Origin of the sequence: Cyanobium sp. T1B-Tous, assembly GCF_024345475.1 — a bacterium.
Classification (GTDB): domain Bacteria; phylum Cyanobacteriota; class Cyanobacteriia; order PCC-6307; family Cyanobiaceae; genus Cyanobium_A.
This window is the reverse complement of record NZ_JAGQBE010000046.1, coordinates 1-22,921: the sequence shown is the minus strand read 5'-3', so window position 1 is coordinate 22,921 and position 22,921 is coordinate 1. Positions and strand designations below refer to the sequence as shown.

General features: G+C 66.9%; 29 protein-coding genes and 1 pseudogene. 17 read left to right on the top strand and 13 right to left on the bottom strand.

Annotated elements, in window-relative coordinates; all coding sequences use genetic code 11:
• A pseudogene (locus KBY71_RS10840) lies at positions 1–272 on the top strand (photosystem II q(b) protein); the annotation flags it as partial.
• A 125-nt stretch (positions 273–397) separates the two neighbouring features.
• On the opposite strand, the gene KBY71_RS10835 reads toward KBY71_RS10840, so the two are convergent.
• Together KBY71_RS10835 and KBY71_RS10830 are read right to left on the bottom strand one after the other, a co-directional pair.
• Positions 398–697, bottom strand: a complete 300-nt coding sequence (locus tag KBY71_RS10835) for a 2Fe-2S iron-sulfur cluster-binding protein (RefSeq protein ID WP_254928919.1) — start codon at positions 695–697, stop codon at positions 398–400.
• A gap of 477 nt (positions 698–1,174) precedes the next feature.
• On the bottom strand, positions 1,175–2,251 hold the full coding sequence (locus tag KBY71_RS10830) for a linear amide C-N hydrolase (protein ID WP_254928918.1): 1,077 nt from the start codon (positions 2,249–2,251) through the stop codon (positions 1,175–1,177).
• A gap of 130 nt (positions 2,252–2,381) precedes the next feature.
• On the opposite strand from KBY71_RS10830, the gene KBY71_RS10825 reads away from it, so the two are divergent.
• On the top strand, positions 2,382–2,831 hold the full coding sequence (locus KBY71_RS10825) for a CopD family protein (RefSeq protein WP_254928917.1): 450 nt from the start codon (positions 2,382–2,384) through the stop codon (positions 2,829–2,831).
• Between the two features lie 216 nt (positions 2,832–3,047).
• Positions 3,048–3,986 carry an HD-GYP domain-containing protein gene (locus KBY71_RS10820; RefSeq protein ID WP_254928916.1) on the top strand — a complete coding sequence of 313 codons (939 nt, stop codon included), beginning with the start codon at positions 3,048–3,050 and terminating at the stop codon, positions 3,984–3,986.
• A 10-nt stretch (positions 3,987–3,996) separates the two neighbouring features.
• Here KBY71_RS10820 and KBY71_RS10815 read toward each other — a convergent pair whose 3' ends face one another.
• Positions 3,997–4,653 carry a L,D-transpeptidase gene (locus KBY71_RS10815; protein WP_254928915.1) on the bottom strand — a complete coding sequence of 219 codons (657 nt, stop codon included), beginning with the start codon at positions 4,651–4,653 and terminating at the stop codon, positions 3,997–3,999.
• 61 nt (positions 4,654–4,714) lie between these two features.
• On the opposite strand from KBY71_RS10815, the gene KBY71_RS10810 reads away from it, so the two are divergent.
• Both KBY71_RS10810 and arsB read left to right on the top strand, forming a co-directional pair.
• Positions 4,715–5,428 (top strand): cupin domain-containing protein, encoded by a 714-nt coding sequence (locus tag KBY71_RS10810; protein ID WP_254928914.1) that lies wholly within the window; start codon positions 4,715–4,717, stop codon positions 5,426–5,428.
• Positions 5,425–6,522 carry an ACR3 family arsenite efflux transporter gene (gene arsB / locus KBY71_RS10805; RefSeq protein WP_254928913.1) on the top strand — a complete coding sequence of 366 codons (1,098 nt, stop codon included), beginning with the start codon at positions 5,425–5,427 and terminating at the stop codon, positions 6,520–6,522. Before KBY71_RS10810 ends, arsB begins: the two co-directional genes overlap by 4 nt.
• Here arsB and KBY71_RS10800 read toward each other — a convergent pair.
• The gene (locus KBY71_RS10800) at positions 6,519–6,677 is read right to left on the bottom strand and encodes a hypothetical protein (RefSeq protein WP_254928912.1); all 159 of its coding nucleotides are present in this window, start codon (positions 6,675–6,677) and stop codon (positions 6,519–6,521) included. The two genes, arsB and KBY71_RS10800, sit on opposite strands and share 4 nt — an antisense overlap.
• 107 nt (positions 6,678–6,784) lie before the next feature.
• Here KBY71_RS10800 and KBY71_RS10795 point away from each other — a divergent pair, with 107 nt between their 5' ends.
• Entirely contained in the window at positions 6,785–7,186 is a 402-nt protein-coding gene (locus KBY71_RS10795; RefSeq protein ID WP_254928911.1) for an OsmC family protein, read from the top strand.
• A gap of 19 nt (positions 7,187–7,205) precedes the next feature.
• Here KBY71_RS10795 and KBY71_RS10790 read toward each other — a convergent pair whose 3' ends face one another.
• Positions 7,206–7,586 (bottom strand): VOC family protein, encoded by a 381-nt coding sequence (locus tag KBY71_RS10790; protein ID WP_254928910.1) that lies wholly within the window; start codon positions 7,584–7,586, stop codon positions 7,206–7,208.
• A 50-nt stretch (positions 7,587–7,636) separates the two neighbouring features.
• Between KBY71_RS10790 and KBY71_RS10785 the strand changes: the two genes are divergently transcribed.
• Positions 7,637–8,923 carry a chloride channel protein gene (locus tag KBY71_RS10785; RefSeq protein WP_254928909.1) on the top strand — a complete coding sequence of 429 codons (1,287 nt, stop codon included), beginning with the start codon at positions 7,637–7,639 and terminating at the stop codon, positions 8,921–8,923.
• A 47-nt stretch (positions 8,924–8,970) separates the two neighbouring features.
• The gene (locus KBY71_RS10780; RefSeq protein ID WP_254928908.1) at positions 8,971–9,456 is read left to right on the top strand and encodes a hypothetical protein; all 486 of its coding nucleotides are present in this window, start codon (positions 8,971–8,973) and stop codon (positions 9,454–9,456) included.
• On the opposite strand, the gene KBY71_RS10775 is transcribed toward KBY71_RS10780, so the two are convergent.
• A complete protein-coding gene (locus tag KBY71_RS10775) occupies positions 9,423–10,076 on the bottom strand; it encodes an alpha/beta family hydrolase (protein WP_254928907.1) in 654 nt (217 codons plus the stop codon). The two genes, KBY71_RS10780 and KBY71_RS10775, sit on opposite strands and share 34 nt — an antisense overlap.
• 77 nt (positions 10,077–10,153) lie before the next feature.
• Here KBY71_RS10775 and KBY71_RS10770 point away from each other — a divergent pair, with 77 nt between their 5' ends.
• From KBY71_RS10770 to KBY71_RS10760, 3 genes are all read left to right on the top strand, one after another.
• Entirely contained in the window at positions 10,154–10,660 is a 507-nt protein-coding gene (locus KBY71_RS10770) for a cupin domain-containing protein (RefSeq protein WP_254928906.1), read from the top strand.
• A 28-nt stretch (positions 10,661–10,688) separates the two neighbouring features.
• Positions 10,689–11,204, top strand: a complete 516-nt coding sequence (locus tag KBY71_RS10765) for a thermonuclease family protein (RefSeq protein WP_254928905.1) — start codon at positions 10,689–10,691, stop codon at positions 11,202–11,204.
• A gap of 69 nt (positions 11,205–11,273) precedes the next feature.
• Positions 11,274–12,017 (top strand): ZIP family metal transporter, encoded by a 744-nt coding sequence (locus KBY71_RS10760; RefSeq protein ID WP_254928904.1) that lies wholly within the window; start codon positions 11,274–11,276, stop codon positions 12,015–12,017.
• On the opposite strand, the gene KBY71_RS10755 is transcribed toward KBY71_RS10760, so the two are convergent.
• Complete coding sequence (locus KBY71_RS10755) at positions 11,989–12,651, bottom strand: PAP/fibrillin family protein (RefSeq protein WP_254928903.1); 663 nt, start codon at positions 12,649–12,651, stop codon at positions 11,989–11,991. The genes KBY71_RS10760 and KBY71_RS10755 overlap by 29 nt on opposite strands.
• 44 nt (positions 12,652–12,695) lie before the next feature.
• On the opposite strand from KBY71_RS10755, the gene KBY71_RS10750 reads away from it, so the two are divergent.
• Genes KBY71_RS10750 through KBY71_RS10740 form a run of 3 tightly spaced genes read left to right on the top strand, consistent with a single transcriptional unit; the run spans position 12,696 to position 14,536 of the window.
• Positions 12,696–13,079 carry a PAS domain-containing protein gene (locus tag KBY71_RS10750; RefSeq protein WP_254928902.1) on the top strand — a complete coding sequence of 128 codons (384 nt, stop codon included), beginning with the start codon at positions 12,696–12,698 and terminating at the stop codon, positions 13,077–13,079.
• A gap of 9 nt (positions 13,080–13,088) precedes the next feature.
• A complete protein-coding gene (locus KBY71_RS10745) occupies positions 13,089–13,808 on the top strand; it encodes a 16S rRNA (uracil(1498)-N(3))-methyltransferase (protein WP_254928901.1) in 720 nt (239 codons plus the stop codon).
• A complete protein-coding gene (locus KBY71_RS10740; RefSeq protein WP_254928900.1) occupies positions 13,808–14,536 on the top strand; it encodes a hypothetical protein in 729 nt (242 codons plus the stop codon). Before KBY71_RS10745 ends, KBY71_RS10740 begins: the two co-directional genes overlap by 1 nt.
• A 67-nt stretch (positions 14,537–14,603) precedes the next feature.
• On the opposite strand, the gene KBY71_RS10735 is transcribed toward KBY71_RS10740, so the two are convergent.
• Positions 14,604–15,035, bottom strand: a complete 432-nt coding sequence (locus tag KBY71_RS10735) for a cupin domain-containing protein (RefSeq protein WP_254928899.1) — start codon at positions 15,033–15,035, stop codon at positions 14,604–14,606.
• A 222-nt stretch (positions 15,036–15,257) separates the two neighbouring features.
• On the opposite strand from KBY71_RS10735, the gene KBY71_RS10730 reads away from it, so the two are divergent.
• Together KBY71_RS10730 and KBY71_RS10725 are read left to right on the top strand one after the other, a co-directional pair.
• Positions 15,258–16,091 (top strand): ion transporter, encoded by an 834-nt coding sequence (locus tag KBY71_RS10730; RefSeq protein ID WP_254928898.1) that lies wholly within the window; start codon positions 15,258–15,260, stop codon positions 16,089–16,091.
• Positions 16,092–16,176: 85 nt separating this feature from the next.
• A complete protein-coding gene (locus tag KBY71_RS10725; protein WP_254928897.1) occupies positions 16,177–17,871 on the top strand; it encodes a YdiU family protein in 1,695 nt (564 codons plus the stop codon).
• Between the two features lie 34 nt (positions 17,872–17,905).
• On the opposite strand, the gene KBY71_RS10720 is transcribed toward KBY71_RS10725, so the two are convergent.
• Entirely contained in the window at positions 17,906–19,483 is a 1,578-nt protein-coding gene (locus KBY71_RS10720; RefSeq protein WP_254928896.1) for an FAD-binding domain-containing protein, read from the bottom strand.
• Positions 19,484–19,579: 96 nt separating this feature from the next.
• On the opposite strand from KBY71_RS10720, the gene KBY71_RS10715 reads away from it, so the two are divergent.
• Positions 19,580–20,377 (top strand): glycosyltransferase, encoded by a 798-nt coding sequence (locus KBY71_RS10715; RefSeq protein ID WP_254928895.1) that lies wholly within the window; start codon positions 19,580–19,582, stop codon positions 20,375–20,377.
• Here the strand turns inward: KBY71_RS10715 and KBY71_RS10710 are convergent.
• From KBY71_RS10710 to KBY71_RS10695, 4 genes are all read right to left on the bottom strand, one after another.
• A complete protein-coding gene (locus tag KBY71_RS10710) occupies positions 20,334–20,726 on the bottom strand; it encodes a cupin domain-containing protein (RefSeq protein ID WP_254928894.1) in 393 nt (130 codons plus the stop codon). The two genes, KBY71_RS10715 and KBY71_RS10710, sit on opposite strands and share 44 nt — an antisense overlap.
• Positions 20,727–20,912: 186 nt before the next feature.
• Positions 20,913–22,277, bottom strand: a complete 1,365-nt coding sequence (locus KBY71_RS10705) for a cytochrome P450 (protein WP_254928893.1) — start codon at positions 22,275–22,277, stop codon at positions 20,913–20,915.
• Positions 22,270–22,470, bottom strand: a complete 201-nt coding sequence (locus KBY71_RS10700; protein WP_254928892.1) for a hypothetical protein — start codon at positions 22,468–22,470, stop codon at positions 22,270–22,272. The genes KBY71_RS10705 and KBY71_RS10700 overlap by 8 nt, the downstream gene beginning before the upstream one ends.
• Before the next feature lie 29 nt (positions 22,471–22,499).
• Positions 22,500–22,727 (bottom strand): Nif11-like leader peptide family natural product precursor, encoded by a 228-nt coding sequence (locus tag KBY71_RS10695; protein ID WP_254928891.1) that lies wholly within the window; start codon positions 22,725–22,727, stop codon positions 22,500–22,502.
• Between the last annotated feature and the right edge of the window lie 194 nt (positions 22,728–22,921).

Sequence of the window (22,921 nt, the reverse complement as noted above, 5' to 3'; positions counted from 1 at the left end):
GCCTGCACTTCTTCCTGGCTGCCTGGCCCGTGGTTGGCATCTGGTTCACCGCCCTGGGCGTGAGCACGATGGCCTTCAACCTGAACGGCTTCAACTTCAACCAGTCGATCCTCGACGGCCAAGGCCGTGTGGTGAACACCTGGGCCGACGTGCTGAACCGTGCTGGTCTGGGTATGGAAGTGATGCACGAGCGCAACGCTCACAACTTCCCGCTGGACCTGGCAGCAGCAGAAGCCACCCCCGTGGCTCTGACCGCCCCCTCTATTGGCTAGGGCCAAACAGCCCGGCTGAGGCTGAACAAGCCAAACGGAATCCCACAAGCCCCCTCGCAAGAGGGGGCTTTTTGTTGGGCCCAGCTTTCGGGACCTGTTGTCAGCTCAGCTGCTGCGCCGAGGATTCAATACAGCGCTTCTTCGGCGTGGGTTTCGATCGTGCAGTCCGAGGTGGGGATGGCCACGCAGGTGAGCACGAACCCGGCGGCGATCTGGTCTTCGTCGAGAAAGGCCTGATCGTCCTGGTTCACCGTGCCGCTGATCAGCTTGCCGGCGCAGGAGGAGCAGGAGCCAGCCCGGCAGGAGACCGGCAGATCGATGGATTGATCGGCGGCTGCATCAAAAATCGATTGGTCGTCCGCGCAGTCGATGGTTTGGTTGAGTCCCTCGTTGGCGTTGACGAGGGTGACCTTGTAGCTGGCCATGGCAATGGGTGGGGCAAGGGGGCCGACAGCATGCCGGCATGACTGCACCCTGGCTGCAGACCCCGAACCAGGCCTAGTCCCCTTCTGGGGGTGGTTTGCCCCCGCATGGGGGGCGCGGAATCGCTGGCCGACAGGCGAGAGTGCAGGTCTTCCTTGGGATCAGGGCGTCCGGTGGACACGATGCTGAGCGAACTGGTTCTGGCCGCCCTGCTGCTGGGGGTGGTGCTCCTCTCTGCCAAAACTTGAGGGCCCTGGAGCTGTCCCGCTCCCGGCCCCCAGCGCTCGACTGGAAAAAGGCTCGACAGGAAAAGGAGTCCCGGCCTCCAGGTTCTGGATGCAGGTCGGTCTCCCCTGGGCTGGCGACAGCGAAGCTCGTCCCTCATCGTCGCCATCCAAGCCTGGAGGGCAGCCCTGCTTCTGTGCCAGTCCCCTTTTGGGGAATTTTGGGCCACCCCAAAGCCCCGATCCCGCTCTTGCTTATTTCGGCGCGAGGAAGGCGATGGCCGCCGCCGGTTGGAGCTGGCGGGTCACGTTGCCTTGCAGCCCCTCATTGCCCTCAATCTGGATGGCGCGCACGCCACTGCCCGGCTTGAGGTCGATCTGGTTGAGGTTCACCCACATCATTTGGGGCGAAAGAGCTGAGTCGAAGTAGTACACCCGGTTTTTCTGATCGATCAGGGTGCGCCACCAGGTGGGCGAGATGTTCGGGTGCTCCGGATCCGGCGTGCCCCAGGGCACGGAGATGTTGCGCATCACGCTCATCACCCCGGCCAGGGCCTGGCGGGGATCGCTGGTGGGCGGCAGCTGTTCGTTGTAGTAGGAGCCGCGCACGAAGCGATCCGGCGACTGGATCGAACCCGGCAGCTCATGGGTGCGGTCCTTGGTGCTCCAGAAGGCGTTGAGTTTGAGCTGCTCGCTGTAAACCGGGCTGTTGGTCATCACCTGGTACTGGCGGCCGTGGTGAATCACCGGTTTGCCCTTGAGGTATTCGATCACGGCGGAATCGCCGCTGGCATCGGAGACGGCCATGTGCACGGTGGCCTTGGCCTTGCCACCGGGGCCGAAGGGCACCGGCACGATCTGGATCTGATCGGCCTTCACGGCCTGCACCAACTCCTTCACCGTGGCGTATTGGCTGAGCAGATATTGCGTCCAGGCGGCAAAGGAGAGGCGGGGGCGGCCAGCGGGGGCCGTCGCCAGGCCGAAATCGTTTTCGGCCAGATAAAGCAGGTTGGCGGCGAGCCCTTGCTCGTTCACCCCATCAAACACGGCGTCGATGGCGCCCCCGGGTTCGGTGCTGCCGCTCACCACCACCGAGCCGTAACGGGTGGTCCAGCTCAGGGAGTTCACGCCGCCGGCGCCGTTCAGCCGTTCGCCGCGGGGGATCACATAAAAGTGCGAGTTGAAGCCATAGGGCCAGTCCATTGAACGGCCGGTGATCACCTGTTGGTCTGGGCCGAGCCAGGTGACGCGGGAGCAGGCCAGGGCTGCTGGGGCGGCGGCGGCGAGGCTGAGGGCGGCAACGGCGGCAGCTGCCGTGAGGCGCTTCGGCATGGGGCCAAAAATTTCTGCCCCAAAGTTTGGCTGTGATGTCTAGCCCCTGCCACAGACCGGTGGCACCAGGGTATTCACGGTCATTTCAGCCGGATGGGCCCATCGTGGGAGCAGCTGCCCAAAATCCCCTGTGTCTGCCTTTGCCCTGCTGGTGATCGTGCATGGCCTGGCCGCCACGGTCTGGACGGGTGGGCATCTGGTGCTGGATCTGGGGGTGCTGCCGCGGGCCCTGCGCCAGCGGAGTGCGGCGGTCATCCGCGATTTCGAGGAGACGTTTGAGCCGCTAGGTCTCACCGCCCTCGCGATTCAGGTGCTGACGGGGCTGGCCATGGGCTGGATCTATTTGCCTGGCTTTCAGGGCCTGCTGAGCCCGGCGAATCCAATCGGGATGCTGGTGGGCGTCAAGCTGCTGTTGCTGGCGGCGACGGCCGCGCTGGCGCTGCATGCCCGGCTGCGGCTGATCCCCAGCTTGCGTGATGACAATCTCAGTGGCCTGGCTTGGCACATCCGGGGCATCACAGCCCTGGCGATTGCCTTTGTGGTGGTGGGCGCCCTGATCCGGTTGGGGGGGCTGGGCTGAGCGGGGCCGAATTCAGGCGATGCAGACGATGGGTGCCACGCCCCGCAAGGGGTGGTGCCATCGCGCCCAGATCATCGTGGCCGAGCGCGCTGAAATCCTCGAATTGCGCCGCCTGTTGCAGCGCGACGAATGGCGCAAGCCTGACTACAGCCAACGCGACGCGGTTCTCGATGCGGATTCTGCATTGGCAGAATGGGGCTTGAGCCCAGTGCCCCGTTGCCGCCCGTCGACCCCCTTCAGGAGCAGTTGCTGCAGCTGCAGCAGCGGGTGCAGGCGGTGCTGCCCCAGGTGGAACGCCTCACCTGTGATCGGGTGGAGGGCCAGGCCCAGCAGGGGGTGCCCATCTACGACAGCTGCCCGCTGCAGCGCTGCAGGTCCTCGGTGCTGCTGCCGGTGCGCCACAACGGCAGCCCCGATTGCGTGGTGGGCTTCCACGCCAGCGGGGCGGCGGCCTTCTCGGAGGCGGAGCAGGCCACCCTCGAAGCGTTGGCCGAGTTGATCGGGCTCACGGTGCACAGCCATTTCCTGGCCCTGGGTTCCCTCGATGCGGCCGCCCAGTTGGCCCACGACTTTGCGGCCCTCCGGGATTTTGAAACCGGCAGCCACCTCAACCGGGTGGCGCAGTACGCCCGCCAGATCGCCGAGGTGCTGGCCGAGCGCCACGGCCTCAGCTCCCTCTATGTGGAACAGATCGGCCGCTTTTCCCGGCTGCACGACATCGGCAAGATCGGCATCCCCGATGCCGTGCTGCTCAAGCAGGGGCCGCTGACGCCTGAGGAGCGGCTGGTGATGAATACCCACGTGGACCTGGGCCTCACCATGATCGAGAAGGTGCTGGATCAGCACGCCCTGCTGGATCAGCCAGGCGCCGAGGTGCTGCGCAACCTGATCGGCCATCACCACGAACGCCTCGATGGTTCGGGCTATCCCCAGGGGCTGAAGGGTGAGGAGATTTCCCTGGAGGGTCGCATCATCGCCGTGGCCGATGTGTTCGATGCGATCACCAATACCCGTCCCTACCGGCAGGGGCTGACGGTGCCGGAGGGCATCACAGAGCTGGAGCGGTTGGCGGCCGCAGCCCAGCTCGATCCAAACTGCGTGGCGGCGCTGGTGGGTGTGCTGCGCGGGCAAGGCGCTCAAGGTCCATCGACCTGACTCACCCTCCTCAAGGCGTGCAGGGTCCGTTGGCCGTGATGTGCACCTCATCGCCGAGCCGAACGGCACCCAGCAGGGTTTTGAGCTCCGGCTCCGCCACGTTCAGGCAACCGCCGGTGACCTTCTGGCCGATGCGTTTGTCGTTGTTGCTGCCGTGGATGGCAAAGCTGTACCAGCGAAATTTGCCGGCATAGCGGTTGAACCCAAAGGGCTGTTTGACGCTGGCCACGGGAGCCAGGCTGATGTAGCCGATTCCGTATTCGCCCGTTTCCCCGTCTCCATCGAAGTCGATGGCGTTCATCGACGGGAAGAGGGTCTGTTTCAGCGCGGCCTCTGATTGGCCCGATTCGGCGATCAGCTTGGGGTCCATCACAAAGCGGCCGTTGCTGAGAATCGCATTCACCTTGAAGGTGCCCAGGGGGGTGTATCCCTCCTCAAAGCGGCTGCCAGCGCAGGTGACGCCATGGCGGCCGGACCCCACCTTGAACACCAGGCGATCCTCGCCGCGGGGCAACACGCCGAAGCTCATCGACGGGTCCTTCAGGTCGAGGTTGACCTTGATGGGCCCCGTGACCAACGTCTCGGCCCGCTTGGCATCCCTGCCCTGGGCACAGCCCGTGAGCGCCAGAACGACCCCCAGGAGGGCCAGCAGGGGGAGACGGCACATGGCGGGCTTGAACGTTGTGCGCATGATGCCGGCGGATTGCTGGCTGACCAGAATCGGCAACATGGAACGCCATGCCGATCTCAGCCAACGCGCGGTTCTCGATACCCGGGCTCTGGCCTGGCAGCCCTCCCCCAGCGCCGGGGTGGAGCGGCGGTTTCTCGATCGTTGCGGTGGGGAGGTGGCCCGGGCCACCTCGATCGTGCGCTATGCCCCGGGCAGTCGCTTCGAGCGCCACCACCATGGCGGTGGCGAGGAGATTCTGGTGTTGGAGGGCACGTTCTCGGATGAGCACGGGGACTACGCCGCCGGCACCTACCTGCGCAATCCCGTGGGCTCCAGCCATGCCCCCTTCAGTGAAGACGGCTGCACGCTCCTGGTGAAGCTGCAGCAGATGCACCCCGCAGACCAGCAGCGCCTGGTGATCGACACCTCCAGCTCCGCCTGGCTGCCCGGCCTGGTGAACGGGCTCGCGGTACGGCCGCTGCACGCCTTTGGCTCCGAGCATGTGGCCCTGGTGCGCTGGGCTCCCGGCACGGTGTTTCAGCCCCACGGCCACCCCGGCGGGGAGGAGATCCTGGTGCTGGAGGGCACGTTCCAGGACGAGCACGGCAGCTATCCCGCCGGCAGCTGGCTGCGCAATCCTCCCGGCAGTGGCCATCACCCCTGGAGCGATGCCGGTTGCACGATCTGGGTCAAAACCGGCCACCTTCCCGCCAGCATCGGACCGGACGGCACGGAAGCGCCGAATCCGATCCCTGCCAACGCAGCCCAATGACGCCCCGCGCCCTTCAGCCGCCCTCACCACCGGCGGGAGATGCTGCTGGCCCCGGCGCGCTCCCTTGGCTCGATCGCTTGCTCCCGATCTGGATCCTGCTGGCCATGGCGGCAGGTTTGCTGCTGGGGCGCTTCGTGCCGGGGCTGCAGGCGCTGCTGGGTGCCGTGGAGGTGGGCCACACCTCCTTGCCCATTGCCCTGGGATTGTTGTTGATGATGTATCCGGTGCTGGCCAAAGTTCGCTACGGCGAACTGGGCCACATGGCCCGGGATCGTCGTCTGCTGGCTCTCACTCTGGGGTTGACCTGGGGGCTCGGCCCGCTGCTGATGTTCAGCCTGGCCTGGTTGTTTCTGCCGGATCAGCCAGCCTTTCGCACCGGATTGATCCTGATTGGCATCGCACCCTGCATCGCCATGGTGCTGATCTGGATCGACCTCGCCCAGGGCAACCGGGAAGCGGCCGCCTTGCTGGTGGCCATCAACTCAATTCTCCAGGTGCTGGTGTATGCCCTGCTGGGCACCTTCTACCTGCAGATTCTTCCCGCTTGGCTGGGGCTCGATAGCCAGCTGGTGCGCTTCTCGTTCTGGGAGATCGCCCAGGCGGTGTTGATCTTTCTTGGTGTTCCCTTGCTGGCAGGGTTCATGACGCGGCTGATCGGCGTGGCGATCAAGGGGCTGCGCTGGTACGAGCAGCGCTTTGTGCCGCGCATCAGCCCCCTGGCGCTCTATGGCCTGCTGTTCACCATCGTGGTGATGTTTGCCCTCCAGGGCCAGGCCATCACCTCCAATCCCCTGCAGGTGATCCAGGTGGCGATTCCCCTGCTGCTCTATTTCGTGCTGATGTGGAGCATCGCCTTTGCGGTTGGCATGCGCAGTGGCCTCGACTATCCGCGAACCTCGGCCCTTGCCTTCACGGCCGCCGGCAACAACTTCGAGCTGGCGATTGCGGTGTGCATCAGCATCTGGGGCGTCACCTCCCAGCAGGCCCTGGCTGGGGTGGTGGGTCCCTTGATCGAGGTGCCGGTGCTGGTGTCGTTGGTGTCGGTGTCGCTGTGGTTGAAGCCGCGTTTCCGCAACCGCGGCATCAGCTCCTAACCCACCGAACCCGAGCCCAGGGAGCGGATCAGGGCCCAGAGGCTGCCTCCGGCCTCGGGACGTTCCACGCCCCGATTCACAAACCACAATCCGCCGGCCAGCGCATTCAGCGCCAAGGCCAGCAGCCAGACCCTCCATCCCTCCGGCAGTTTCACGGTGTGCCGCCCTTGCAAAGCCTGCCCATCATCGCGTCGGGAGGTGAGGGGAGTGCGGCGCTGCTGGCAGCCGCAACTGGCAAGCTTCTCCTAGCCGTATCCGCGCTGTGACCCGCATCGAGAGCCGCTACGAAGGGGAGCTGCGTTGCCGTTCCAGCCACGGACCATCCGGCACCCTGCTGGAAACCGATGCCCCCACCGATAACCAAGGGCAAGGCGAGCGCTTTTCCCCCACCGACCTGGTGGCGACAGCCCTCAGCACCTGCATCCTCACGATCATGGGGATCGTGGCCAAGCGCCGCGGGTGGGCCCTGGAGGGCTGCACCGCCCGCGTGGAGAAAACCATGACGGCCGATCTGCCGCGCAAGATCGCCCAGCTCACGGTGTGGATCGAGCTGCCACCCCATCTCGACGCCGAGCAGCGGACGGTGCTGCAGCAGGCCGGTGAAACCTGCCCCGTGAAGCTGAGCCTCGAAGGCAGCGTGCCGATGGAGCTGCACTGGTCCTGACGGCCATCGGCCTGAGGGTTCACCCCTTCAGCATCAGCAGCAGCACCCGGTTGCCCTCCGGATCGAGCACCCAGGCCTCCATTCCGAACGACTCCTGCCGTGGGGGATCCAGCTCCGCGGCTCCCAAGGCCTGGGCCTGCTCCAACCACGCCAGCAGCGCGGCGTGGGGGTCGCCGTCCTGGGCGTGCCGTTGCAGGCACAGGGCCAGGCGGCCTTGCTGTGGGGGTTGGGGGCGGCGGCGCGAGGGGGCGTAAATCTCCAGGTGTCCGCCCGCTTGCCAGGGCAGCCGCCAGTGGCTGGGGGTTAACCCCGGCTGGGGGGCCACCTCCAGCAAGGCGCCATAAAAGGTGGCGAGGGCCGCGGGATCGTCCGCCGCCAGCACAAGCGAGGTGTGGATCACAGCTCCATCCTCCAGGGTCGGCGATGCTGGCGGTAGCCAGCGCCCTCTCGATGCCAACCGTTGTGTTCTGGTTGCTGCTGGGGCTCGGGATGGGGGCCCTGCAGTGGCCGTACCAGGCCATCTCGGAGCTGGGCTTTCAGGTGCAGCGTCGTCTTTGGAGCCTGGCCGGTCTGACCACAGGCCCGGTGCCGGCTGGCTGGGGGCCGCTGCTGGTGTTCGGGGCCAGTGCCGCACTTCTGCTTCTGGCCTGGGGCCCCCTGGCCGCTGGCCGAGGGGGCGGCGTGGCCCCAATCCTGGCTCTGGATCGCACGCCGCTGCCGCCGGCTGCCGCGGAGCACGAGCCGTGGCTCGCCAAACTGAGCCTGCGCAGCCAGCTGCAGAGGCTGCCGCTGATGGTGCTCACCCATGTCGGTGGACTGGCGGTGGGGGTGGAGTCGCCTGCGGTGGCCCTGGGCGCCAGTGTGCTGCTCGCCATCCGGCGCCGCTGGCCGGGCTTTGGCCCCCTGGGCCAGCTGCCCATCCGTTTAGTGGCCGTGATCGGTGGGGCGGCGGGCCTGGGCGCGGCCTTTCGATCCCCTCTGCTGGCGGTGGCCTACGGGCTGGAGGAGCTGGGCCGACGCAGTGGCATCAGCCTGCTGTTGCCAACCTTGCTGCTGGCCGGCAGTGGCACCTTGGTGAGCACGGGCTTGGGCCAGCCGGCCCGTCTGGCGGGCGTGCAGTTTGGCGGCCTGGCCGTGTCCTTGTGGGGCTGGGCCGCCCTGTTCACCCTGGTGGGTGCGGGCCTGGGATCACTGCTGGTGCGAGTGCTGGTTCCCCTGGCCGGTGGGGTGCAGCGTCTGATGGAGCGACAGCGGTGGGCCGGGTCCCTGCTGCTTGCCGCTGTGCTCACCCTGGTGGCCCTCGCCAGTGGCGGCCTCAGCCTCAACGATGGCTCCCTCTCCCTGGGCGCTGCCCTCGCGGGTGAGAGCGGCGGCACGCTGCTGGCGTTGCTGTGGCGCTGGCTCGCCACCCTGATCAGCCTGGCGGCGGGGGCACCCGGTGGATTGATGCACGACACCATGACCCTTGGTGCCCTGATGACGGCCCCACTCCAGTCCCTCGGCAGCCTCGATGCGGTGGCCCTCGGCCAGTTGGCGGCGATCGGGGCCACGGCCCTGTTTGCCGGCGCCCATGGCACCCCCCTGTTCTGCGGCGCCTTTGTGTTCACCCTGCAGGGCGATCCCAAGCTGCTGCCCGCGCTGTTGCTGGTGAGTGCGACCAGTGCTGCCATCAGCCAGCGCTGGCGCGGTGAGGGCTGGAATGATCACCAGTGCGGCGCCCTGCTGTCCCCTCCCTGACGCCAGGGCTGTGTACCTTGCGGGCGGCTGCGCCCTGGGTGCCTCGCATGACCGACCTCGATGCCTTCCTGCGCTGGCAGTGCGGGCCCCTTGTGGCGATCGCCAACCGCACCGCCCTGGCCGAGTGGCTGGTGCACCGCGCCCTGGGCCTCGATCCCGGTGAGCACCGCCGCGATGGCGCCGATCTGGAGCGCCCCGGCGGCCCCATCACCCTGGCGGTGCGTTCCGCCGCCTACCTGCAGTCGGCGCAACAGAGCGCGCCAACGGCGATCAGCTTCCCGATTGAGCAGCGCACGGCCACGGCCTATGTGTTCTGTCTGCTGGCGGAGCAGGACCCCGCCCGGGTGAACCCCCAGGACCTGGCCCAGTGGCGTTTCTGGCTGGTGCCCACCCGCCGCTTGCATGCGGAGCGTCAGTCGATCGGACTGCAGCCCCTGATCCGGGCCCACGGGGAGGGCCTGGCCTACGAGCAGCTCCGGGAGGCGGTGGAGGCCCTGGCTCAGCCTGGCTTGAGCACGGATCTCAGGAACTGATCGCTGTGGCCCACGGCGGAGGCCCAGGTGTCGGTTTCGCTGAGGCCGGAGCTGCGGGTGGGCTTGAAGCTGTGGTCGCCGCTGGCGATCCACTGCAGCTGGATTTGGGCTGAGAGGCCGTAGCCCTCCACTTCGCCGCGCTTGCCAAAGCTGTCGCGCTCGCCCTGCAGGATCAGCGTGGGGGTGGCCAAAGCGGCCAGGTGGTCGGTGCGCAGCTGGTCGGGTTTGCCGGGGGGATGGAAGGGGTAGCCCAGGCAGAGGCAACCGCGCACGCCGTGGGAGTGGGCCAGCTCATCCACCAGCAGGCTGGCCACCCGCCCCCCCAGCGACTTGCCGCCAATGAGCAATGGTGCCGCCCCGGCCTGCTGGGCCACCTGCGCGCGGAAGCACTCCAGCAGCCGCGGTAGCCGATCGGGGGCACGCCGCTGTCCGCTGAGACGGCTCTGGGCCATGTAGGGAAACTCGAAGCGCACCACCCGCCACCCGCGCTGGGCCAGTCCGCCGGCCATCGCGGTCATGAAGGGGCTGTCCATCGGAGCACCGGCCCCATGGGCCAGCAGCAGGGTGGCTTCGGCCTCGGCGGGGCCGTCGATCAGGAGGTCTGGGGAGGCAGTGGTCATCCCTCGATCCTCCAATGCGCCCGGGTGCTCCCGCCGCTATGACGTGAACGCTTCCGTGGCCCGAACCCTGCATGGGCTTGCCCATTTCCTCAGGCCTGGTGGGCCTGCTGGCCGCAACCCCGGTGCTGGCCACTCCTGTGGTGGAGGTGATCGGCACCCCCTCCGCGGACACCATCGTGACCGTGCGGCCACTGGCCAGCAGTACCAGCCGCCAGGGACTGCAGCAGTTCGTGGGCATCTCCGGCGCCAACAGTGGTGCCCGCGGCCTCTCGATGAACCGGGTGGTGATTCCGCCAGGCGGGCGGGCTGCGGCCCACCGCCACGTGGGCTCGGAATCGGCGATCTATCTGCTCGCCGGCACCGTGCAGACGTTCTATGGCACCTGCCTGGAGAAGACGGTGATCAACCGTGCCGGCGATTTTCTGTTCATCCCCGCCGGCGTGCCCCACAGGCCGGTGAACCTCAGCAGCAGCGAAGCGGCCATTGCCATCGTGGCCCGCAACGACGCCAACGAGCAGGAGCATGTGGCGTTGCACGATGGCCCGGCTACGCCGGGTACGGGCTGCCCAGCTCCCTCCCCCTAAATTGCGACACCCCTGCCGCTGTGCGCCGATGGCCGCCGCTTGCCGTCTGCGTCTGGGTGCGGCGAGTCTGGCTCTTGTGGGCTGGCTGGGCCTGGTGGGTTGCAGCTCGGGCCGTACCCAACCGCTCGAGGCCATGGTGCTCTCGATCGGCGATGGCGACACGATCCGGGTGCGCCAGGACGGGCGGACCGTGACCGTGCGCCTGGCCTGCATCGATGCGCCGGAACTGGCCCAGAGCCCCTACGGCGCCGCGGCCCGGGCCTACCTGCGGCAGCGGTTGCCCCTGGGTGCACCAGTGACGCTCGACGTTCACACCACCGATCGCTACGGCCGCCTGGTGGCCGAGGTGATCGGCGAGATCAACCTGGGCCTGGCCCTGGTGGAAGACGGCCAGGCCTTTGCCTACCGCCGCTACCTGGAGGCCTGCGATGGCCGCGCCTATCTCGATGCCGAATTCAGGGCCAGCCGCCATCGCTTCGGGGTGTGGCAGGTGCCCGGCGGCATTCCCCGCCCCTGGGAGGTGCGCCGCCAGCGCCGGAGCTGAGGGCCGTCCGCTGCACCCGGTGGCGCGATCGGCCCGGTGCCATCAGGATTTGATCCCCGGGGTGATCGCGTGCTGGCTGCTCTTCTCTGGGGTGCCTTGGCCACGTCGTCGTTGCTGCTTGGCGGCCTGATCGCGGCGAGCATGCGCCTGAGCCGGCGCAGCCTGGGGCTGCTGATGGCCTTTGGTGCCGGCACCTTGATCTCGGCGGTGTCCTTCGAGTTGGTCTTTGAGGCCTTACAACGATCCAGGGGCAGCGGTTTTCCCGCCGTTGGGTTCTGCCTTGGAGCGTTCAGCTTCTACTTCAGTGACCAGTGGATTGCGGGCCTTGGTGCGCCCAAAGCCGGGGCCCGTGCTGCCACTGGTTCAGCCAATCTGGCCATCCCGATGGTGCTGGGAATCATCCTCGATGGCATTCCCGAGTCGATGGTGATCGGGCTGGGAATCCTGGAACATCAGGTGGTGAGCCTGGCGATGCTGGTGGCCATCTTTCTCTCCAATCTGCCGGAGGCGGTGGCCGGCACGATTGGCATGCAGGCGAGCGGCTGGAGTCGCCGGCAGATCATGCTGCTGTGGCTGGTGATTGCCGTGGTTTGTGCTGTTGCGTCTGCCGCGGGCTACAGCCTGTTCAGCACCACCCCCAAAGCCTGGTTGTCGTTGGTTCAGGCCTTTGCGGCCGGTGCCATTTTGATGATGCTCACCAATTCCATGATTCCTGAGTCCTATGAACACGCGGGAAAACTGGCGGGCGTCATGACGGTGCTGGGTTTCATCGTGTCGGTGAGCATCATTGTGTTTGAAGCGAGCCAGAGTTGAGCTCGCCATTGGGCGTGTCGGTGCGGGGCAGCAGCAACTCCTCGAGCGTCAGATCGGGGCGGCGCAGCAGGGCGAACAGGGTGCCGGCATTGCCGCGGCACACCCGCAGTTCGTCGTCGAGCACGGTGATATCCAGCCAGGCCGGGAAGGATTGCTGCACGCTGCGCAGCAGCTGCAGCCGACCCGCGCCGAGGGCAGGCCCCAGCCAGCCCCCCCGACGAAAGCGCACCTGCACCCGCTGCTGGGGTTGGGTGGAGGAGTCCAGGCTGAGCTCGGCCTCCACCGCGATGCTGGCCAGGGGGGCCAGCGGCCCAGTGAGGCGCAGCAGGTTCATGGCTCGGCTTTGGGACGGGGCCAGCAGCTGGAGGTTTTCCAGCCAGGGCGCCACGGCCAGATAGGGCTGGCTGCTGCTGCTCCAGCGCAGCTCCCACACGCCCTCGAGTTGCTCCAGGGCTTTCGGCGCCGTGAGATCGGCGGGCATGGCCCGTTCCAGCACCTCGATCAGCTGCTGCACCTGGTGGCTCTCCCGCTTGGCCGCCCCGCGGGGCTCCTGGCGCAGCAGGGCCAACAGGGCCTGACGCTGCCGCTCCACCGGCGGGGGCGGCGATGCCGGAGTGGGGCTGGAGGGATCCATCAGGGGGCTGGCCTATCGGAGAGTGCAGCGTCGAGGGTTGCGCGATGCTGGCTCCCCCGGCCTCAAGCAGTCCCATGGACGCCGACACCATTCTGAACGCCATCGACGCCGCGGCCTATGCCAAGGATCTCGATGGCCGCTACACCTATGCCAATGCGACGGTGCAGCGCGTCTTCGGTGCCGACCTCGCCGGGATCATCGGCAAGGACGACAGCCACTTCTTCGACCTCGAGCAATCGAACGCCCTGCGTGAGAACGATGCCGAGGTGATCGCCCAGGGCACCTCCGTTGCGCGCGAGGAGCGCGACATCATCAAGCAGACCGGTGAGGAGCGGGTGTATTTCACGATCAAGAGCCCCCTGCGCGACGCCTCCGGCACGATCGTGGGCCTGTGCGGGCTTTCGATCGACATCACCCATCGGGGCTAGCCAGGTCCCATGAACATCGTTCTGCTCCATCAGAACGACTGGATCGCCGACGGCATCGTCATGGTGCGCGATCATCGCGCCGCGCACATTCGTGAGGTGCTGCGCGCCCAGGTGGGCGACACCCTGCGGGTGGGGCTGCTGGGCGGGCTGTGCGGCCAGGGGGTGATTGAAGCGGTGGATGCCAGCGGCGTGCGGCTCGGCGTTCAGCTCAGCGAGCCACCGCCGCCCCGCCATCGCTTCGACATTGTTCTGGCGTTGCCGCGACCCAAAATGCTGCGCCGAATCCTGCGCCAGTGCGCCGAGTTCGGCGTCGCCAATCTGCACCTGATCCAGAGCGCCCGGGTGGAGAAGAGTTACTGGCAAAGCCCGTTGTTGCAACCGGCCAGGGTTGAAGACGCGCTGCTGGCGGGCCTGGAGCGATCCCGCGACACGATCGCCCCCAGGGTGCATCTGCACCGCCGCTTTCGCCCCTTTATTGAAGACAAGTTGCCCGGGCTGTGTGCGGGGCGTCCCTGCTGGTTGGCCGACATGGGCGCCCCCATGTCGCTTGCGGAAGCCCCGCCGGGGCCGGCGCTGGTGATGGTGGGTCCGGAGGGCGGTTTCGTGCCCTTTGAAGTGCAGCTCGCCGAATCGGTGCAGGCGCAGCGGGTAGGTTTGGGGCAGCGGATCTTGAGCGTGGACACGGCCCTGATCACGGTGCTTGCCCAGGCCCTGCCGGGTCTCGGCTGATGGCTCCATCCCGGCTGCTGTTTCTGCTTGTTCTGCTCTGCGCCAGCGGGGTGGCCCCAGCGGCGCGGGCTGACAGCACCACCGCCAGCTGCATCCTCAGCCGCCACGACCACACGCTCCCGCTCGAGAAGGGGCCGTGCACGTTCAGCCAGCGCCAGGGCAACGCCACTGTGCGTTTCGGCCGTTGGGCCTTTGACTTCCCGGCAGCCGAGCAGGGCCGCCGCTACGAGCGCAGCGCCAGCAGCGAGGGCATCCGCTTCAACCGCGAGGGGCACTACACCCTGCAGGTGCTTTGGCGCCCAGCCGCGGCGGCGATCGCCAAGCCCAAGGGCTGGGCCCACGACAATTTTTTCCTCGGCCGCTGGCAGGGGCAGAGCACGGCGGGCCGGGCGGTGATCGATGTGCTCACGGTGGAGCCGAATCGGATCCGCTGGGGCAATGCCATCAACGGCATTTGCGACAGCGATTACAGCGTCCAGCAGCTGCCCTGGGGCCGGAACGGCCGCTACCCCGATCAGTTGGTGCCGCCCAGTACGCCCAGCGATCTGGTGTTTGGCGTGGTTCGGCTGACGCTGCAGCCCGGTCCCTGCAGCAGTGGGGATGCGGTGATTCAGCTGGCCAACCCGCTGGATGGCTCCAGTGCCCTTGAGGTGGTGACCTACAACGCCAAGGGAGAGCTGATCGGCCAGTACGGCACCTTCAAGGCGTTGCCCAGGCCCACACCCTGACCAGCCCGAACAGGTTGATTCCCATCACGGGCGGCCTCAGTGAGGGCCTGCCGCAGTAAGGGGCACGTCAAGGTGTCTCCAGCGGCACGATGTCCACCACCAGGGCCCGGGCGGGGGTGGTGCCCTCATTCCGCCACCAGTGGCTGACGCCGCTGCCCTCAAAGGCCGCCTCACCGGTGTGGATCACCTGGGGAACGAACCCGGGGCCGCGGCGTTCGGTCATGGTGCCTTCCAGGACGTAAGCCACCCCGGGCCGTTGATCGTGGCGATGCAGCGCGATGCTGCCGCCGGGGGCAATCGTGAGTTCCCGCAAACGAAGTTCGCGGCCGCGCAGGGTTGGGAAGTCTGGCCCGAGTGGCTGGCCCCCCAGCCGTTTCACGGCCAGCACTCCCTTGGTCACGGTCACCTGCTGGCCATGATTGAGCTGCTCTTGGGGTGGCACCACGGCCGGCTGGGGATGGCTCAATCCAGGGGCTCCGTAGGCAACCAGAACCAGCACACCAGCACCATGGACCAGTGGTCTGGCGAGCCGGGGACGGGCGCTGCACCACAACATGGGAGCTTCAGCAGGGCAATTCATTGTGGCGGCGTTCGTGGCGGCGTTTCTGGGTGCCTTTGGCGCGGTTTGGAATCAATTCCTTGGCAGTGGATCTGTGAGGGGAAAAGCCATGCGCACCTCGCAGAGCCTTAATGTTCAGCTCCACGTGAGGGCATGGGGGAAATGACTGGCTCAGAGCTCCGCCAGCGCGTATGGGAGCTTCTTGATTTCAGCGAGGATTCGCAAAGCGGTGTGGCCGATTGGGATTGGGTAGATCTGATTCTGCTCGCGCTGATCCTTCTGAATGTTCTGGCGTTCATCCTCGAGACTGTGAACAGTCTGCAGCTGCGCTTCGGCACGGCATTTTGGGCCTTTGAAGTGTTTTCGGTCGGTGTCTTCACCATCGAGTACGCAGCGAGAATTTGGGCCTGTACGGCTGATCCGCGCTATCGGCAGCCAATCGCCGGACGGCTGCGCTACTTGAGCAGCTTCGGTGGCGTGGTGGATTTCCTCGCAATTTTCCCCTTCTACGTCACCCTCGCCATCCCTGCAGCCACGCTCGATCTGCGGATCCTCCGGGTTTTGCGGTTGTTGCGCTTTGCGCGGGTGCTGAAGTTGGGCCGCTACTCGGATTCCTTTGGGCGCATGCAGCGCGTGATCGTGGCAAGGCGCGGCGATCTCGGCGTCGCCCTGGCAGCGGTTGGGGTTGTACTCATTTTGGCCTCGAGCGCCATTTACTATGTCGAGGTTGATACCCAGCCCGACGTATTCACCAGCATTCCTGCCGCCATGTGGTGGGGAATATCGGCGCTCACCACCGTTGGATATGGAGATATCGCTCCAGTTACGCCACTCGGCAAGTTTCTTGGCGGGATCATCCAGTTACTGGGAATTGCCATCTTCGCGCTTCCGGCTGGCATCATTGCGGCTGGCTACGAAGAGGAATCCAGGCGGGGCCCGGCTGGTTCCGAAATCTGTCAAACGTGCGGACGCCCATTCACCTCAGACAGCGAGTAAGGCGATGGAGGCAACCAGGTTTCCTTCCACGTCGGCGCTTCTGCGGCCCGCTTCGCCAGGATGGTGACCTCAGCGTCTGGGCCCCGTGACCACCACCCCGATCACATCCTTCGCTGAGTTCGCGCAACGGGCCGATTACTCGCTGCTGGAGGAGCTGCAGGCAGATCCCCAGGCCACGGTGGATGGCCACGACCACCGGCCCCGCCAGGTGTTCTCGGGCCATTACGTGCCGGTTACCCCCACGCCCCTGCCCGTGCCCGCCTACCTGGCCCACAGCCGAAGCTTGTTCCAGGAGCTGGGCCTGAGTGACGCCCTGGCCCACGACGAGGCCTTCCTGCGCCTGTTTTCCGGCGACATCAGCGTGGCGCGGCAGCCGATGCGCCCCTATGGCTGGGCCACCGGCTATGCCCTCTCAATCTACGGCAGCGAATACATCCAGCAGTGCCCGTTTGGCACGGGCAACGGCTATGGCGATGGCCGGGCCATCTCCGTGTTTGAAGGCGTGTTCAACGGCCAGCGCTGGGAGCTGCAGCTCAAGGGCGGCGGCCCCACGCCCTACTGCCGCGGCGCCGATGGCCGGGCCGTGCTGCGCTCCAGCGTGCGGGAATTTCTGGCCCAGGAGTTCATGCACGCCCTGGGTGTTCCCACCTCCCGCTCGCTGACCCTCTATGGATCCGGCGCCGAAACCGTGCGCCGGCCCTGGTATGCGCCGAGCTCCACGTCGTTCGATCCCGACATCCTGGTTGACAATCCAGCGGCCATCACAACCCGGGTGGCGCCATCGTTTCTGCGGGTGGGCCAGCTGGAGCTGTTTGCCCGCCGCGTTCGCCGCCAGGCCCACCCCGGGGCGCTGGAGGAGCTCCGCCTGATCGTGGCCCATCTGATTGAGCGCAACTACCGGCCGGAGATCGATCGGAGCCTGGCCTTCAGCGACCAGGTGCTGGAGCTGGCGCGCCTGTTCCGGGGACGCCTCACCGCCCTGGTGGCCCACTGGATGCGGGTGGGCTACTGCCAGGGCAATTTCAACAGCGACAACTGCGCCGCCGGTGGGTACACCCTCGACTACGGCCCGTTTGGCTTCTGTGAACGGTTCGATCCCGGCTTCCAGCCCTGGACCGGTGGTGGCGAGCACTTCAGCTTCTTCAACCAGCCCGTGGCCGCTGGAGCCAACTACCAGATGTTCTGGTCGGCCCTGCGGCCCCTGCTGGCTGACAACAGCGAGGCCCTGGCCCAGCTGGATTCCATCCGTGATGGCTTCGCCGGCGCCATGAACCAGGCACTCGAGGCGATGTGGGCCCGCAAGCTGGGCCTGGCCAGCCCTGATGCCGCCCTGGTGAACGAGCTGCTGGAGCTGATGCTGCGCTCCCAGGCGGATTACACGATCTTCTTTCGAAGGCTGTCGGTGATTCCGGCCACCACCACCGAGCACCTCTTCGCTCTCCAGGAGAGCTTCTATGCGCCGACGTCGGACGGTCTCGATGCCGCATGGAGCGGCTGGTTGGAGCGCTGGCGCGCTGCGATCACGGCCAACGGCGACCCGCAGGAGACATCGGCGGCGATGCAACGGGTGAACCCCGCGATTACCTGGCGCGAGTGGCTGGTCGCCCCGGCCTATCAACGGGCGGAGCAGGGCGACACCGGCTTGATTCAGGAGCTGCAGGCGGTGTTCAGCCATCCCTACGACGCGCCCTCAGCGGAGCTGGCGGCCACCTACGACCGCCTGCGGCCCCAGGAGTTCTTCAACGCCGGTGGCGTGTCCCACTACAGCTGTTCGTCTTGAACACGATTGGCTGTGGCGCAGGGCCCAGCTCCCCTCAGACCAGATCCAGGCTCAGCTGCCCCGCCGCCGCTTGCCGTGTTGCCTTTGCCCGCGAGCCGGAGCGTTGGATGCCGGAGCGTCTGGAGCCGTGGCGTTGCTGAATGGCATCGGCCAAGGCGGCAAATCCCTCTTGCTCGCGTAGGCCCCAGATCCGCTCGCGGGCGCTGGCGGCCGCCGCGGGCCAGTCCACGATTGGCAGCGGATAGGACTGACCCAGCACGCAGCCCACGCGCTGCTGGGTTGCCGGATCCATGGTCCAGGGTTGATGCAAATACACCGCCGGCACCTGGCGCAGTTCGGGCAGCCAGCGACGAATGAACTGCCCCTGCGCATCGTGATCCAGGCCCTGCTTGAGCGGGTTGTAGATCCGGATCGTGTTGATGCCGGTGGTGCCCGATTGCATCTGGCACTGGCTCCAGTGAATGCCGGGCTCGTAATCCACAAACAAGCGGGCCAGGTGCAGGCCGCTCTCCCGCCAGGGGAGCCAGAGCTGGTAGCTGGCCACCGACACGAGCATGGCTCGCATGCGGAAGTTGAGCCAGCCGGTGGCCAGCAGGGAGCGCATGCAGGCATCCACAAACGGCAGCCCCGTGTGCCCGGTGGCCCAGGCGGCTAGCCGGGGCGGATCGCTGCTGCGCAGCTGGGCGGTGAGCGGATGGAGCTCGCGATACTCCAGGCTCGGCTGGCTTTCGAGCTTTTGGATGAAATGGCAGTGCCAGTGCAGGCGCTCGTCAAAGCGCTGCAGGGAGCGCTGCCAGCGCCGATCCGCCGGCGCGTCTGACAGGCCAGTGCGGCGCTCCCGGCTGAGCTGCACCACCTCCCGCAGCGAGAGGGTGCCCCAGCTCAGATGGGGCGACAGGCGCGAGCAGCTAAAGGCCGCCGTGCTGGGGCTGGACAGCTCCGCTTGGTAGCGGCGGCTCCGCTCGGCCAGAAAGCTCTGCAGCACGTCGAGCCCCTGGCGGCGACCGCCCCGTTGGCGGCCTGGGCAGGGATCCGGCTCCAGCTGGAGCTCCTGGGCGCTGGGAATCGGCCCCGGATCCAACCCGGCGAGGGGGACGAGCGCCGCGGGCTCGGGCGCCAGGGTTTCGGCCATGCGGCCTTCCCAGCGGCGGGCCCAGCCCTGGCGTTGCGCCAGACGACGGGTGACCCCGAACTGGGGACTCTCATGCCACGCGATGGCGTGCTGCCGGGCCCACGCCGCCAGCCGCAGGTCGCGGGCGTAGGTCCAGCCATTGCCGGTTTCCTCATGGCTCCAGAGCGCCGCGATGCCGAACTGGCGGTGGGCCCGCTCCAGCACCTGTTCAACCCTGCCGCAGCGCACCACCAGCGGTTGGCCCAGTCGCTCCAGGGACAAGCGCAAGTCCAGGAGGCTTTCGCGGCAGAACTCCCATTGGCGCGCCGAGCTGTCGGGTTGCTGCCAGTACTCGGGCTCCACCACATACAGGGGCAGCACCGGGCCGTGCCGGCTGGCTTCCAGCAGGGGGCGGTGGTCTGCGCAGCGCAGATCCCGTTTGAACCACACAACTTGCAGGGGGCCCATACGGAGGCGCACGCCGCTGATCGGCCTGGCCATGGTGGCTCAAACCCGCCGATCCCGGCGGGGTTCGGCTGGCCGGGGCAATCCAACGGCCTCGACTAGCGTCAAGCCGTACGCAAAGACGCAGCCCATTTGACGACCGTAAGCGTCATTACACCGACCAGGCTTTTGCCGGATCGGTTGCCCATGTTGAGTGAATTAAATCGCAGCCTTGCTCAAAACAGCTGCAGCATTGAACATGTGATCGTTGTTGATGGCAACGGCATCGAAGCCCTGCCCGCGGAGCTTGGGGCCAATGCCACCGTGGTTGTATCCGCCCGGCCCATCGGTCAGGCCGCCGCTCGGAACCTGGGTTTGCTGGTTGCACGCGGTGCGTGGATCACCAGTGCCGATGATGACGACTGGCTGTATCCCCACTCCATTGACCAGCGGCTGGCGGCGATCGAAGGCCAGGCGGGAGCCTTATGGGCAGCGGGATATTGCACCGACGACCTCAAGACAGATCCTGCCATTGTCAACGCCGGACCCTGTCTAGCTGGTGATATCTGGCGCGCCTGGCCATCACCCCATGACAGCATTCCCCTGGGCCCAACCACCCTGCTGGTGCAGGCCGCCCTGCTTAAGCGCGTGGGCGGCTGGATGGGCCTGCCTCAAGGTGAAGATGTGGGCATGATGATCGCTGTTACCAGTAGCGCCCCAGGGGTGTTGGTTGCTGATTACGTCTATCACATCCGCCTCCATGTTGGGCAGATGACCAAAGCCACCTGGTTTGATGATTTAGAGCTGTTGTCGCGCCGCTCTGCATGGGAGCGCGGACAATTCATCCTCTCCCAGCAGCTCAATCACCCAACGTGCACGGGGGCCATCGGCAGGCCCTCGGCCACTGTTAGTGGTTCTGATGGGCGTCGACGGGACCTTCAAAGGCGATGAACAACACGCAGGGCGTGGCACTGCGGCACACGGCACTGTGGGGAGCCTTCGGCGGCCCGTAGGCATAGGAGCCGGGGCGCAGGGTTACCGGGGCCTGACCCGTGTAGCTCACATCCAGCACCCCCTCCACCAGAATCATGCGCTCGGCCGAGCTGTGCCAGTGCTTGGGGATTTCCGCCTTGGCTGGGATGCGGAAAAAGATGTCGGCATTCGGTTGGGCCGGATTGCCGTGCAACACGGCCAGTTCACAGCCCTTCGGCATAAAGGCCGGGCAGGGGCCCCAGGCCAGCGCCTTGTCGGCCACGCGACTATGCAGCGCCGGTTCGATGGCGAGGGCTGGGGCGCCCATGACAGCCCCCAACGCCGATGCAGCCATCCACCCCGATGCAGCCATCACCGCTGGCCGTAGACCTCGAGACAGGGGATTGGCCATGGCTGTTGGAAGAGATTGTGCGGGAACCTTAGGCCCGAAAGCTGAATAGCAGCATCGCTCTATATCTTCAGACCACCAAAATGAGGTGGAAGACTCTGCACTTCATCCCTGATCCAAGTTGCCGCGGCGCTGGGCTGTGGGGATCCGGCCCGCCGCCCGCACCAGCAGCCCACCTCGCGGGCTGGGGCTCGGAATCAGCTGGAGGCTGAGGTCCTGATTCGGTTCCAGGCTCAGCGTCAGCGGGCGCAGCAGGCCCACGGCCATCAGGCGGATCTCCAGTTCGGCCAGGGCCTTGCCCAGGCACACCCGCTCACCGCCCCCAAAGGGCAGCAGGGTGAGGCCGCTCTCTCCGTTGAGGTGCCGTTCGGGGCGGAATTGCTCCAGATCGTCGCTCCCAGCCGCTCCACCTGACCCGCTGCTGAGGCGATTGGAGGCCGCCAGGGCCACCTGCACCACCCGGCCCGCTGGCACCAGCACGCCATCGAGCACCAGGTCCTTGGTGGTGCGGCGGAAGAAACCGCCCACCGGTGGGTTGAGCCGCATCACCTCCTGCACCAGGGCCGAGAGCCGTGGCGTGGGCTCCTGTTCGGCCAGGGGCCAGCCCAGGCCATCGAGCTCGGCCTGCAGCCAGGGCAGCACCTCCGGGTGTTGCAGCACCGCTGCCATCAGGCAGCTGAGTGAGGAGGCGGTGGTTTCGTAGCCGGCGAACAGCAGCAGCAGCAACTGCTCCACCAGGTCGTCGTCGCCCAGCGGCAGGCCGGCTTCATCGAGGCCGCCACTGAGTAGATCCAGTCCACCGGCCAGGGGCTGCCCCGCCTCACTCTGCTGGCGGGCCCGCTCCAGCACCCCACCCAGGCGCGCCAGCAAGCGGGCTCGGGCCTGCAGCGCCCGGGCAAAGGGGCTGCCGGGCAGGGCGATCGGAATCGAAAACAGGGCGCGGGTCCAGAGCTCAAAGTCAACGAACAGGGCCTCGCGGTCGGATCCCTCCAGCCCCAGCACCACCGTGGCGATCACGCTGAAGGCAAAGCGGCGCATCCGCTCCACCAGCGGCACCGGTGTGGTGGCGGCCTCGAGCTCCGCCGCCAGCTCCTCCACCAGCGTCACGATCGCGGGGCTGTACCGACGGAGGGCCGCCGCCGAAAACAGCTGCCCCACCACCCGGCGCCGGGCGCGATGGTCGGCGCCGTTGCGGTTCGCGAGCGAACGGCTCCCCAGCAGCTGACGCACGCTCTCGGGCCACCAGCCCTCGGTGGCGTCGGGTTGGGCCAGCAGCTCCGTGATCGCCCGTCCGCCGCGGATGAACACCAGTGGTTGGCCCAGCAGCCGCGTTTCGTAGACGTTGCCGAACTGCTGGAAGCGGCGGGTGGTGAAGTCTGGGTCGCGGAAAAACGCCAGAGCTTCCAACACACCGCTGCTGGCACCGGTGCTCGGCAGGGGCCGGGGTTGGCCAGGGTGCGGTTCAACCATCGGGGTTCCCCTTGGACGCTCCATTCAATTCCTCGCCCGCGGCCACGATCCGGTAGTACTCGCGATCGTCGGAGCAGCAGAGATCGGCGTAGTACCGCTCGAGCACCGCATGGGCCGCGTCGTAGCTGGCGAACACCTGGCCGGCGATGCCGTCGCTGATGCCGTCGTCACGGCGGATCTGATAGCTGCTCATGGCGTCGGGGGCGGGCGGTGGCCGGGGATTCAGTAGTAGCGGCCGGGGTACTCACCTGGATGCTCGATCCGATGCACCCGCACCCCGGAGGCCGACTGGCCGGAGAAGCGCAGGATGTCGCTGCCCGACACCGAGTAGCCGAGGTCTTGGGCGAGCAGGGCCACCGCATCGGCGGTGATCGCCTCCTCCACCTGCTGCTTCAGGGCCGGATCCCGCTGCACGCGGGCCAGAAAGTGCCTGAGCTGCTCGAGGGTCACCACCAGCTCCTGTCTTGTTCTGACCTTACTGCCGCTGGGATGCCACCAGTGCGAGGAAGCGATTAGCCCATGAGCGCCGCATAGGAGATCAGGATGCCATTCATGGCTAGAAAACTGCAGAGAAAGACGGGAAAGTAGATGCGGCGGTCCCGTTGACGGGCTTGGTCCGCATGGCCAGCTTCGCAATTCAGATA